The organism is Acinetobacter sp. ANC 4636, from assembly GCF_054454555.1.
Window position 1 is genome coordinate 158584 of sequence record NZ_JBTKVD010000003.1, and the last position, 13053, is coordinate 171636.

General features: G+C 42.0%; 10 protein-coding genes and 1 pseudogene. 9 read left to right on the forward strand and 2 right to left on the reverse strand.

The features are described from left to right. Nucleotides 1-9 precede the first annotated feature (9 nt). Both ACX1N5_RS04720 and ACX1N5_RS04725 read right to left on the reverse strand, forming a co-directional pair. Nucleotides 10-630, reverse strand: a complete 621-nt coding sequence (locus ACX1N5_RS04720) for a glutathione S-transferase family protein (RefSeq protein WP_458800438.1) — start codon at nucleotides 628-630, stop codon at nucleotides 10-12. Between the two features lie 22 nt (nucleotides 631-652). Continuing rightward, nucleotides 653-820, reverse strand: a pseudogene (locus ACX1N5_RS04725) (hypothetical protein); the annotation flags it as partial. 274 nt (nucleotides 821-1094) lie between these two features. On the opposite strand from ACX1N5_RS04725, the gene ACX1N5_RS04730 reads away from it, so the two are divergent. The 9 genes from ACX1N5_RS04730 (at nucleotide 1095) to ACX1N5_RS04770 (ending at nucleotide 13042) form a co-directional block, all read left to right on the forward strand. Further along, a complete protein-coding gene (locus tag ACX1N5_RS04730) occupies nucleotides 1095-1700 on the forward strand; it encodes an IMPACT family protein (RefSeq protein WP_458800436.1) in 606 nt (201 codons plus the stop codon). Next, complete coding sequence (locus tag ACX1N5_RS04735; protein ID WP_458800434.1) at nucleotides 1690-2307, forward strand: acyltransferase; 618 nt, start codon at nucleotides 1690-1692, stop codon at nucleotides 2305-2307. Before ACX1N5_RS04730 ends, ACX1N5_RS04735 begins: the two co-directional genes overlap by 11 nt. A gap of 499 nt (nucleotides 2308-2806) precedes the next feature. Then, a complete protein-coding gene (locus tag ACX1N5_RS04740; protein WP_458800432.1) occupies nucleotides 2807-4456 on the forward strand; it encodes a phosphoethanolamine transferase in 1650 nt (549 codons plus the stop codon). A gap of 1 nt (nucleotide 4457) precedes the next feature. Beyond that, nucleotides 4458-5138 (forward strand): response regulator transcription factor, encoded by a 681-nt coding sequence (locus ACX1N5_RS04745; RefSeq protein ID WP_004751608.1) that lies wholly within the window; start codon nucleotides 4458-4460, stop codon nucleotides 5136-5138. Between the two features lie 112 nt (nucleotides 5139-5250). Then, a complete protein-coding gene (locus ACX1N5_RS04750; protein ID WP_458800430.1) occupies nucleotides 5251-6525 on the forward strand; it encodes a sensor histidine kinase in 1275 nt (424 codons plus the stop codon). A gap of 202 nt (nucleotides 6526-6727) precedes the next feature. Continuing rightward, nucleotides 6728-7876: a glycerate kinase gene (locus tag ACX1N5_RS04755; protein WP_458800428.1), complete on the forward strand. Its 1149-nt coding sequence runs from the start codon at nucleotides 6728-6730 to the stop codon at nucleotides 7874-7876. Nucleotides 7877-8135: 259 nt separating this feature from the next. After that, entirely contained in the window at nucleotides 8136-9110 is a 975-nt protein-coding gene (locus ACX1N5_RS04760) for an HlyD family secretion protein (RefSeq protein ID WP_458800427.1), read from the forward strand. A gap of 15 nt (nucleotides 9111-9125) precedes the next feature. Then, nucleotides 9126-11915, forward strand: coding sequence for a ribosome-associated ATPase/putative transporter RbbA (rbbA, locus tag ACX1N5_RS04765; protein WP_458800426.1), 2790 nt, complete (start codon nucleotides 9126-9128; stop codon nucleotides 11913-11915). A gap of 2 nt (nucleotides 11916-11917) precedes the next feature. After that, nucleotides 11918-13042, forward strand: coding sequence for an ABC transporter permease (locus ACX1N5_RS04770; protein WP_131379889.1), 1125 nt, complete (start codon nucleotides 11918-11920; stop codon nucleotides 13040-13042). Nucleotides 13043-13053: the final 11 nt, after the last annotated feature.

Here is a 13053-nt window from a genome sequence, read left to right on the forward strand (position 1 = left end):
TTTTATGGCTTAAAAGTCTTCCTGCTCACCTTGCTGAGACCATTCTTGTACATTAGGATGCTGCAAAATACGCTCCATCCATTGCTGAGTAGTTTCAGAAAATTTAAGGCTATAACTTTTTGCCCGTAGTGCGATTGGTGCAAAAAAGGCATCTACTGCACCAAAGTCTTTACCTGCCAACCACACGCCACCAAACTGAGTCAAACCTTGTTGCAATAATTCATCTAAACGCTGAATGTCGTGATCGAGTGCAGGTGTATGTTCTATCTCGATACCTTTTAATGCGCAGTTCATTGGACAGCGTGAACGCAATTCCATAAACCCTGAATGCATTTCTGCCATTGCACAGCGTGCCCATGCGCGCGCTGCTTTATCTTGTGGCAATAGCTTGGGATATTGTTCGGCAACATATTCAATAATTGCCAATGAATCCCAAACCACTTGTTCTCCATCAATTAAACAAGGCACTTTACCTGATGGGGAAAATGCCTTGAATTTTTGGTAACTGCTACTGCCCAGATTTAATGGGCTAAGTTGTTCCTGAAAAGGAATATCCAGTGCGCGCAGGCTGAGCCATGCACGCAGTGACCAAGATGAGTAATTTTTATTGCCAATCCATAAGGTATACATGAAATGAATATCCTGTTTTAGGTTATTGGAAAACATCTTCTAAAAGTTCATACATGCTTTGAAAGGCACGTTTTGATGATTTTTCGTTATGTTGTTTAACATCTGCTTGATTGGCAGTTTTTACTGTAAAAGAATGATGCGTTTGACCATAACTGATCAGTTTCCAGTCTAACTCAGTTTTTTTTATTTCTTCACTAAATTCTTGCTATGGTTTATGCGGAACAAGTGGGTCGCAAGCATCGTCCAGAATCAGAACAGAACCTTTTTTTATAATATATTCATATGCACAAGATTTATGAATTGGGGGTAGGCGGTTGGTAGTATTTATCTAGTGAGGAGCAGGTGCTGCTGAATGTATTGCTGAATTTGCGATGATTTTCTCATGCAAAATTATAAAAGCTCTTTTGATTATGCCCTTAGACCTTTTATGATATGCCTCCAGATTTTTAGATTGATTCAGGGTTATGCCATTTACCATTGCAACACGGGTGAGTTTTGAGGAAGAGATCAAAAAAAGCCGTTTTCAGGCATATGTGACTCCTGTTGAAACTGAACAGGATGTCAAAGATTTCTTGGCTTTGTATAAAGATGCTAGCACGACCCACCAATGTTGGGCATGGAAAATCGGTCATCACGTCCGCTTCAATGATGATGGTGAGCCATCAGGTACGGCTGGGCGTCCTATTTTAGCCACTATTGAAGGCAATGAATTGACGAATGTTCTGGTTTTGGTCAATCGTTGGTATGGTGGGATTAAATTGGGTACAGGTGGTTTAGTCCGTGCTTATGGTGGCTGTGCAGGTCAATGCTTATTACTGGCTGAAAAAATTGAGTTAATTGAAAAAAAACAGGTTTCTTTTTCATGCTTCTTTAATGAATGGGCAATTTTTCAATACGAAATGCAACAGCAAGGCATTGAGTTTCAGGAAGACTATACAGCCGAAGGTGTTACGGTTTTGGCTAAGTTGCAGATTCATCAAATCGAAGCCCTTGCTAAAAAAATTCAGGATGTAACCCGTGGACGCGAACAACTACACATCTTAGATGAGGAATTGCCAGATGCAGGTTGATGATCCATTACTGAAATATCGTGAGCAGCATAAACAGCGCCTAAACTATATGCCTTGGTTGTATTGGACTTTAAAACCAAAGCATCGTTTATGGGCGGAGCAATGGCAACAAGAGTACCAAGCCTATCTCATGGAAATGGAAACTGTTGAAATTGGAAAAAACTGTTTTATTTCACCTTTAGCGCATATTTTTGCTGAGCGTGGGCGCAAAATTAGCATTGGTGACAATACTTTTATTGCAGCGGATTGTACCTTGCATGGACCTTTAACAATAGGTAATGAAGTTGCGATCAATCACCATTGCATCCTGGATGGTGGACGGGCAGGCATTACTTTGGGTGATCAGGCGCGTCTCGCAGCATATTGCCATTTGTATGCCTTCGATCATGGTATGGATTTGGCAGAACCGATTTATCAGCAGCCTGTACGTTCTCAAGGTATTCGGGTTGGGCGTGATGTTTGGCTTGGTGCTCATGTTGGTGTGAAAGACGGTGTGCAAATCGAGGATCATGCCATTATCGGTATGAACAGCATGGTTACGAAACATGTTGCAAGCAAACATGTGGTTGCAGGTAATCCTGCGAAGTTCATTCGTTACCGTAAATAAGCTCACTCTCAATTTAGCCGAGCTTGGTGAAACTTGTTCTTGAGTGCTGAATTGAAAGGTATTTGGAGCATTGGAATATTGAATATTTTTAATGCGCTCTGTATTTAATTTTTAAATTTTTGATGTGTTTGATAATTCATTACTTCTCCCGATAATCTCTTGGATATGATGCTTTTTTATTTCTTTTTAAATTGTGAATGAAATACAAAAAAGAATATAACCGCTTCGTGAGATGAGTTTATTGTTCTTTAATTCTAAATGCCTAAAAATTAAACGGATTATTGTCATAAAAATGAAACATGTCTTTTAGGCAAGATTCGGCATAAAACATTATAAAATAACATTTTTCCCTGTAATAAATGTGATCTAAATTAAGATTTTAAATTACATAACTTTACATTATTATTTAAGTTATTAATTTTTAATAAAAATATTTGTAAGAAAGTCTTAAGGTTTGCAAGGTGTAATGGCCGATCTCCTATCGACAATGATCTTTATTATGCTGATGTACCTTTCAAAAAATAAAATCAGCCTGTCATTAGCAGTGTTTAATGGTTTGGTTGCATGTTGGTTAGCTGGATTCACCAACCTCAGTTTCTATCGCAATATTTCCCAACTCAGCTCATATCAAGGAATAAGTAATTATTTATTTATTTTGGTGACATTTGTATTAATTGGGACTTTTTATTTCTTTGTGTTGCAGTTGTTGAACTGGCGTAAAATTGCAAAAACACTCAGCATCATGTTGATTATTCTGACAGGTATGACGTCATATTTTGTCAATCAGCTTGGTGTGGATGTGAGCACTTCACAAATTGAAAATGTGGCACAAACTGATTTGCATGAAACTTTAGATTTGTTGTCTTTTCCATTTTTATTGTGGTGTCTGGCAACAATTGTATTGCCGATGATCGTTTTGTATTTTATCCAAATTCGTCAGGATTCTTTTAAAAAAGTCGTCATGGCCAAGCTAGCAAGTTTAGTCATCGCTTTAGCCGTCATGGGTGGCGGGCTTTTTTCATTTTATAGTCAGTATGCTCCGATTTTCCGTGAACACCGCCAGCTCAAGGCACAAATTTCACCATTGAATGTGTTGTCAAGTGGTACGAGCTATCTCACTAAGCAGTTTGAGCATAGTGATAAAACATTGGTTCCCTATGGGCAAGATGCGCATGTTGTGGCTACAGCCGCACAAACTAAGCCTAAAATTTTAGTGCTTGTCGTGGGTGAAACAGCTCGTGCCCAAAATTTCAGCCTAAATGGCTACAGCAAAAAAACCAATCCTGAGCTATCGAAACTCGATATTATTAATTTTAGTAATGTTGAATCTTGTGGTACACAAACTTCAGTTTCAGTTCCGTGTATGTTCTCAGGTATGCCACGTAAAGATTATGATGATGGCTTGGCATCGCATCGCGAAGGGCTGCTCGATATTGTTCAGCGAGCAGGTTATCAGGTCACATGGATTGATAACAACTCAGGTTGTAAAGGTGTATGTGCGCGAATTAAACATTATATTTCACCTAAAGATGACCCACGCTATCAAAAATGGTGTGAAAAGAATGAGTGTCGTGATGGAGTCCTGATTGATGCACTGGCTGATTATTTAAAAACTTTGGATGTTGAGCATCTGAAACAAAGCCAATTGATTGTCCTGCATCAAATGGGGAGTCATGGACCAGCTTATTACAAGCGTTACCCTGCTGAATTTAAAAAATTTACTCCAACCTGTGAAACCAATAACATCCAGAACTGTGATCATCAGGCCTTGGTCAATACTTATGACAATACAATTTTGTATACGGATCATATTTTGGCATCGACCATTGGCTTGCTGAAACAACAGCCTGTAGCAAGCAGTATGTTGTATTTATCAGATCATGGTGAATCTACAGGAGAAAGTGGGTTATATTTACACGGTACGCCATATATGGTCGCACCCGAACAACAAACGCATATTCCGATGTTATTCTGGTTTTCATCGCAGTGGTCTGATCAAAGTAAAATCTATCAATGCCTGTCAGAATATAAAGACAGTGCATGGAGTCAGGATAACCTGTTCCCAACGCTCTTGGGGCTGTTAAATATCCAGACTCAGGTCCTTGATCCCAAATTAAATATGTTATCGAGCTGTAAAGGGCAAATTTAGCATGATTCGAGTGCTCTATATTGAAGATGATGAAATGATTGGTAAGAGTACTTACCAATTATTGCAACATGAAAAATTCCATGTGGACTGGGCACAAACAGGCTTACAGGCTCTAGATCTTCTATTTCGTAATGTTTACCACATTGCATTGCTGGATTTGGGCCTGCCTGAAATTGATGGCTTGGAAATTCTCAAGCACATACGCAAGAAAGCTGATTTAAACCGCATGGGCATTATTATTATTAGTGCCCGTGATCAGAGTAAAGACAAAATTCTGGGGTTAAAACTTGGTGCAGATGATTATCTGGTCAAGCCGTATGACTTTGAGGAGTTGGTGGCACGAATTGAATCGGTGCTGCGCCGTAGTCATTTTAGTGTGGATGAAGAAATCTGCTTTAAAGTGGGTAATATTCAACTCTTTCCAAATACCCATCGCGTGTTGAAGGCGGGTAAAACCGTAGAACTTTCCCAAAAAGAATGGGCAATTTTAGAACCGATGATGATGTATCCTAACCAGATTTTTTCCAAACAGGTTCTTGAAGAAAAGCTGTATGATTGGCAGACAGATATCAATAGCAACACGATTGAAGTGCATGTGCATAATCTGCGGCAAAAACTCGGCAAAAATTTGATTCGCACGGTACGCGGGTTGGGCTACTGTATTGAAACGCATACAAAATAATCTGCTTAAATGTGCTGCTTACGGGCGGTACATTCAGCATTTTTATGGCAAACTCCCACTCAGCTCAAGAATGTCCTTGAGCGTTTGCATTTTTAGCATCCTATTGTTTTTTATGATTGGGATGTCTGCATATCAAATTTCTCTGCAAGAGTCCGAAGAAGTGTTAGATCGGCAAATGCAGGAAATGGCAACTTTCCTTGATAGAAATAATATTTCCTATCGTACATCGACCTATGATAGACGTCGACCTTATGATGAAACAGATCTGTTTATTGATATTGTACCAAGGCAAGAGCTGCAAAACAGGGAAAAGCATCCAGACTATCTGGTGGGTTATGCCAGTGAACCGTATTTTCAAAAAATTCATTCTTCGCGTGGCGAATTAAAGATTTATGTGTTGCCATTGCCTGACAGGCAGATTCAGATTAGCCAGTTTGTAAAAGTACGGCGACATCTTGCCAAGCAATTGGCATTTACTATGCTGATTCCCTATGTGCTATTTATGCCATTTGCAATTTATGGTTTTTATCAACTGATTCGGCATCATCTTAAACCACTCGATGAACTTAAAAAGACTTTTGCACTGCGCGATTATTCGGATTTGTCCGAAGTTCATATTGCACATTTACCTGCTGAAATTACCCCTGCCATTGATGAGCTGAACCATTTATTTCATCGAATTGAACAAGAGCAGCAGCAGCAAAAAATGTTTATTGCCAATGCCGCACATGAACTACGTACGCCACTGACGGCTATTCGTTTGCAAGTTTCCTTGTTGAGTAAGACTGCAAAAGATACCCAAGTATATGCTGAAACTTTGCAGGATTTAGAGCAGAGCCTAAAGCGTATGTCACATTTGGTTGAGCAGCTTATGAGCATGGCGCATCATGATGTACAAGAAAAACAGACATTACAACCTGTGAATATGCTCGACTGTGTTCGCCGTTGTGTAGGGCAACTGCTGGCTAGTGCAGATAGAAGGCAGATTAAAATCAAGGTGCAGGTTCAGGATGAGCAGACCCCCATCTATGTTATTGCGTTGTCTACTGCACTCGAAACGATTATGCTCAATTTGCTTGATAATGCAATCAAGTATAATCCTGAACGAGGTAAAGTTCTGTTAAATATAAATTTTGACACTAAATATGTCTATGTTGATATTCATGATGACGGAGGTGGAATTGACCCGAGTCAGTATGAGAATGCTATGCAGCGTTTTGTGCGTTTGGAAAAAACTCAACATCAGGCAATGGGTAGCGGTCTGGGACTGTCGATTGTGCAGACTGCGCTCAAGCAGATTCATGCAGAAATGCATTTTCAACCTTCCGCATGTTTGCATGGGTTACAGGTTAGTTTGAAGTTTTTGAGATGGACGAGTCAGCCATAGTCACAGCAATATGAAAATTTAGCCTATTTTATTTATCTTGTGCTTCACTGAAATATATTTCAATTTTGCTCAAGGAGGAAAAACCAAGAAGTTTATAAATAATGATGAAAGAGGTCTATTTAAATAAAAATTAAAATCAGCGTGACCTGTAACTTTAAATCGCTTAGATTTTAACAATATATTGAGATCATCAGAGAATAAAATGCCAAAAACCTTTGTCCTTGCTCCAGACTCCTTTAAAGAAAGTATGACTGCACAGCAGGCTTGCCAAGCGATGCAAAGGGGTATTATCAAAATTTTCCCTGATGCACATTTTATTCATGTTCCGATGGCAGATGGTGGGGAAGGTACAGTGGATGCCTTGCTGTTGGCATGTGGTGGACAGCGTGTTGAGGTAACGGTGTCAGGTTCTTTACCCGAACAGAAAGTAGCAACCTATTTTGCGTTGATTGATCAGGGAAAAACCGCCGTGATTGAAATGGCAAAAGCCAATGGGCTAGATTTACTGCCTGTTGAATTACGTAACCCATTGCTGACCAGTACTTTTGGTACGGGAGAGATGATTCGTGCCGCGCTAGACTATCAGGTTGAAAAAATCATCATTGGGCTTGGAGGAAGTGCAACCAATGATGCTGGTGCAGGCATGGCTCAAGCGCTCGGTGTACGTTTTTATGATGCTCAAGAACAGGAACTGCCTATAGGATTGGCAGGTGGGCAGTTGCAGCAAGTTCAGCGGATTGACCTGACAGCGTTAGACTCACGCTTACAGCATACACAAATCTGGATTGCCAGTGATGTAACGAATCCTTTAACGGGTGTAAACGGAGCTTCAGCGGTATTTGCTCCACAAAAAGGTGCGGACGCAGATATGGTGCAACAGCTTGATGCCAACTTGCAGCATTTTGCCGAGAAAATTAGACAGTACTCCCAAATTCAGGTTGCCAATGTTGCAGGGGCTGGCGCGGCAGGTGGTCTGGCAGCGGGACTTATGGCATTTACGGGTGCAAACTTACATTCAGGCGTTGATTTGGTTATTGAGCAAACCCAGTTAGCGAAACATATTGCACAGGCAGATTATGTCTTTACAGGTGAAGGTGGTATTGATTTTCAAACCAAATTTGGCAAAACACCACTCGGTGTAGCTAAAGTGACTCACCAGTTCAATAAACCGTTATTTGCCTGTGCAGGTTATGTCGGTGAGGGAATTGATGAACTGTATGATGAAGGATTTACTGCAATTTTTGGCATTTTAGATCGTTGTTGTGATTTGACAACTGCTTGTCAGCATGGACAGCAGAACCTTGAACGTACCTGTGAAAATATTGCTCGAATTTTAAAAAATCATAATTAAAATCAAATAAATAATCTTTAAGGTTAAAAATAATTTGGTTGTAATCAATATATGACCTACGAGTTACAGGTTCATTTTCAGGTATTGAATTGATGAGATGGAAATACAAGGCTTAAAACTGACGGTAGATGATGATCTTTACGTTGACGATTTTATTCTTATCAATTTTACTGATTTAATATTGCCCAGTAGAGGGGCTAAACTCGGCATTATTACAAATATTTATAAATTTAAATGATTTAACAATAGGTAACAAATCATGCTGAAGAAGGTGCTGGTTGTTGTCGTGATCGCTGCTCTGATTGGTGTTGCGGTTTGGGTGAATTATAAGAGTAAAAATCATCTTCCTGAGGGTTTTGCCACTTCAAATGGTCGCTTGGAACTGCAGCGTCTGGATGTTGCAACGTTATATGCTGGGCGAGTCAAACAGCTTATGGTCAATGAAGGTGACAGCGTTCAGCAAAATGCAGTTTTAGCACAGCTTTCTTCCGAACAAAGTAATAGTCAGGTGATGGCTGCACAGGCAGGTAAAGACCGCGCGCAGGAAACAGTTAGCCGTGCTGATGCTGAAATTAGTGCACGCCGTCAACAGGAAAAAGTCGCTAAACTGGACTTGGATAATACTCGCCAATTATATCAACAGGCTTTGGTCTCTAAAGCTGAGCTAGACCGACGTCAGGCAGCGTATGAAGCCGAGCTTGCAGCAGTCAAAGCTGCTCAGGCTGCGAAAGCCGAGGCTGTTGCCACTGTGGGACAGGCTCAGGCACAGATCCAGTCTGCCGATTCGACTCATCAGGATATGCTGATTCGGGCGCCCAAAGCTGGACGTGTGGAATACCGTATTGCTGAGGTAGGTAATGTCCTCGCTGCAGGCAGCAAAGTCGTGACATTACTGGATCCGAGCGATGCCACCATGACCGTTTTTCTGCCAACCAATACGGTAGGTAAACTCAAAGTAGGTGATGAAGCCCGTATTGTACTAGATGGGCTAGATGCTGTATTTCCTGCCAAAATCAAGTTTATTGCTGATCAGGCACAGTTCACACCGAAGTATGTAGAAACTGCCGATGAGCGTGAGAAACTCATGTACAAAGTCAAACTCGCTATTCCGACAGAGATTGCCTTACGTTATAACCAGTTACTCAAAGGTGGTATGACGGGTAATGGTTATGTGCGTTTGGATCGGCAAAAGAACTGGGCACCGCAATGGGCAATTAAACTGCCTCAGCCATAACCCGAGGGCAAGCTCATGTTAGAACAACAAGCCACTGCCACTGTGGAAAATGCTGTTGTGATGCAGGCGGTCACACATCGTTATGGTCAGGTACAAGCGCTCAATGCTGTAAGTTTAACGATTCCGAAAGGCGTTACAGTCGGTCTGATCGGCCCTGATGGTGTGGGGAAATCAACACTATTGAGTTTAATCGCTGGGATTAAAGTGATTCAGACGGGGAGCGTACACGTTCTGGGTCGTGACCTATCCAATAAAAAACAGCAGCGCGCATTGTCTCACAAAGTGGCATTTATGCCGCAAGGCTTGGGACATAACCTTTATCCGACCTTATCGGTCTATGAAAATGTTGATTTTCATGCACGGCTGTTTGGTTTGCCACGACAGGCACGTCATGCGCATATTCAGCGCTTGCTGGAGGCAACAGGACTCGCACCATTTGCCGAACGTGCTGCGGGAAAACTGTCTGGTGGCATGAAGCAAAAGCTCAGCCTATGCTGTGCGTTGGTGCATCAGCCTGAACTGCTGATTTTGGATGAGCCAACGACAGGTGTTGACCCATTGTCTCGCCGTCAGTTCTGGAGTTTGGTGGATAGCCTGCGCAGTGAAAATCAGGGCATGACGGTACTGGTTTCAACCGCGTATATTGATGAAGCTGAACGTTTTGAATATTTGCTGGCAATGGATGATGGCAAGCTGCTTACCAGTGCCCCAACCCAAACCGTATTGCAACAAACCCAAAGTCAGACTTTGGAGCAAGCCTATATCAAGCTGTTGCCCGATGATAAAAAAACCGATGAACATGGTTTGCAACAGACACCATTTATTAAAGATGAAAACTCACCTCCAGCGATTGAGGCAGTCAATCTGACCAAAAGTTTTGGTGATTTTACTGCGGTTGATCATGTCAATTTCACCATTGAGCGTGGTGAAATTTTTGGCTTTCTGGGGTCAAATGGCTGTGGTAAATCCACCACCATGAAAATGCTGACAGGGCTACTTGAAGCCACCGAAGGCAGTGCCAAATTACTTGGAACACAAATTGAAACTTCCGATATGCAAACTCGCTTACGGGTCGGTTACATGTCACAGGCATTTTCTTTATATGAGGAGCTAACAGTCAGGCAAAATCTGGTCTTGCATGCACAGCTTTATCGGATGCCTGAAGCCAAGATTGCTGCACGGGTCGATGCTGCTTTACAAGAATTTGATTTGGAGAGTATAGCTTCTACCAAGCCCAGTGAAATTTCGTTGGGAATGCGCCAGCGTTTGCAACTTGCGGCAGCTTGTTTACATCATCCTGAAGTGTTGATTTTAGATGAACCGACTTCAGGGGTTGACCCCGCAGCACGAGATATGTTCTGGCGACATTTATTGCGTTTGTCCCGAGATGACCGCATTACCATTTTTGTATCGACTCATTTTATGAATGAAGCCGCGCGTTGCGATCGGATCTCCTTCATGCATCGTGGGCAAGTACTAGCGGTGGGTTCACCTGAACAGCTTTGTCAGCAGCAACAGACGACAGATCTTGAAGAAGCCTTTATTGCCTATTTGCAAGAGGCTTCACAGCAGGAACAAGCACCCCCCACAGTTGCAGAAGAGCCTGTGGAAACCTCTCATGAATTTACCGATTTAAGTCATCTCTCAGCCTTTAATTCGGCGCAGGCACAAGGCGTATTGTACTGGCTGGCAACAGTTTGGACATTTGCAGTCCGTGAAGGCAAAGAATTATTCCGTGATAAGATTCGCCTGTTTTTTGCCTTAATTGGCCCTGTCATTTTAATGATGGCAGCAGCTTATGGCGTATCGTTTGATGTAAAAAAAATCAAGTTTGCGGTACTTGACCGTGACCAGACCATTGAAAGTCGTGAGTTGATCCAGAACTTTTCCGCATCGAGCTATTTTAAGTTGACCGAATATCTGGACAGTAGTGACCAGATTGACTATTCATTGAAAAGTTCACAAGCACGTTTGGTGATTGATATTCCACCGCACTTCGGGCAGCAGTTAATGCGGGGAGAAAAGCCAGAAGTTGGTTTTTATATCGATGGGTCTTTACCTTTTATCGCGGAAAATATTAAAGGTTTTGTTTTAGGCATATTAACCAGCTACTTAAATGACAAGTTGCAGGAAAAAGGCTATTCACTCAATACCGCTGACTCCGTGCAGCTTCAGCCACGCTATGTCTATAATCAGGATTTTAAAAGTATTTATGCGATGGCTCCTGGCATGATCATGCTGGCAACCATGCTGATTCCTGTGATGATGACTGCGCTGGGCGTGGTACGTGAACGGGAAATTGGTTCGATTACCAATTTGTATACTTCACCTGCATCAGTACGGCAATTTTTGATTGGCAAACAGTTGCCGTATATCGCCGTTGCCATGTGCAGTTATTTGATTTTGGTGTGGCTTGCGGTTGTGGTGCTACGTGTGCCTGTGCGGGGCAATTTCTTTGCGATGGCATTGGGTGCCTTTGCGCTGATTTGTGCGGCAACCTCATTTGGTTTACTGATTTCCAGTTTTGTTAAATCTCAGGTTGCGGCAATTTTTGGTTCAGCGATTTTATCCATGATTCCTGCACTGAATTTTTCTGGATTGTTCTACCCATTGTCCACGCTGACAGGTGTTGGTTACTGGATAGGATGGTGTTTCCCGACCTCATGGTTTCAGTTGATTAGTCTGGGTGGTTTTACCAAAGGATTGAGTTTTCAGAGTTTTATCGGGTATTACCTGATTCTGTTTGGTTTTGGCGTGGTCTATGTGTTTTTGGCAGGACTGGTGCTGAAAAAGCAGGAGGTATAGTTATGCTGCGTTGGCTTAAAAATGTCTGGATTCTTAGTCTAAAAGAACTCAAAAGCCTGTTTAATGATGTGATTTTACTGGGGCTGATTGTGGTGTTCTTGTCGGTTGCTGTATACACCGTGGCTAAAGGGATCACCACCGAAGTGCGTAATGCGTCAGTTGCCATTATTGACGAAGACCGTTCGCAGTTGTCTTTTCAGATTCGGGATGCACTGCAAGCACCGTATTTTAAACAACCTGCGATTATCTCACCTGATCAGGTTGATCAGGCAATGGACAAAAGTAATTATGTTTTTGTGATCACTATTCCTGCGAATTTTGAAAGAGATGTTTCTGCAAATCGTCAAGCCTCTATACAAGTTCTGGCCGATGCGACCGCAGTGACGCAAGCGGGCGTTGGAACGACTTATCTGAATCAGATCATACAAAATGAAGTCAATGCGTTTAAGCATCAGTCTCCTACAGATATGTTGCCATTAACGCCGATGGTACGGGTATTTTTTAATCCCAATACTCAAACGCACTGGTATACAGGCGTAGCGCAAGTACTCAACAATATTACCTTGCTTGCCATGATTTTGGTGGGGGCAGCAGTTATTCGGGAAAAAGAACACGGTACGATTGAGCATTTACTGGTTATGCCTGTACATGCCAGTGAAATTGCCATGTCTAAAATTCTGACCAATGGTCTGGTGATTACCTTGGCGGCATTATTGTCTTTATGGTTAGTGGTGCAAACGTTGCTGCAAGTTCCGATTAACGGCTCAATTGGCCTGTATGTTTTAGGTACAGCTATTTATTTGTTTTCGGTTTCTTCTATGGGAATTTGTCTGGCAACAGTTGCGCCAACCATGCCTCAGTTTGGTCTGTTATGTTTGCCTATTTATATGGTGAGCCGATTGTTGTCTGGTTCTGAATCCCCGATTGAAAGCATGCCTGAGTGGATTCAGCAGGTTACCTTTTATTCACCTGTGACCTTATATATGCAGTTTGGGCAAGAAGTGCTGTTTCGTGATGCAGGTTTAGATATCGTGTGGAAAAAATTACTGATTATGAGTGTAATCGGTGCAGCATTTTTAATGTTTGCGCTCAAGCGCTTTCGTTCCATGTTGACGAGTCAGGGATAAGCTTGTGGAGA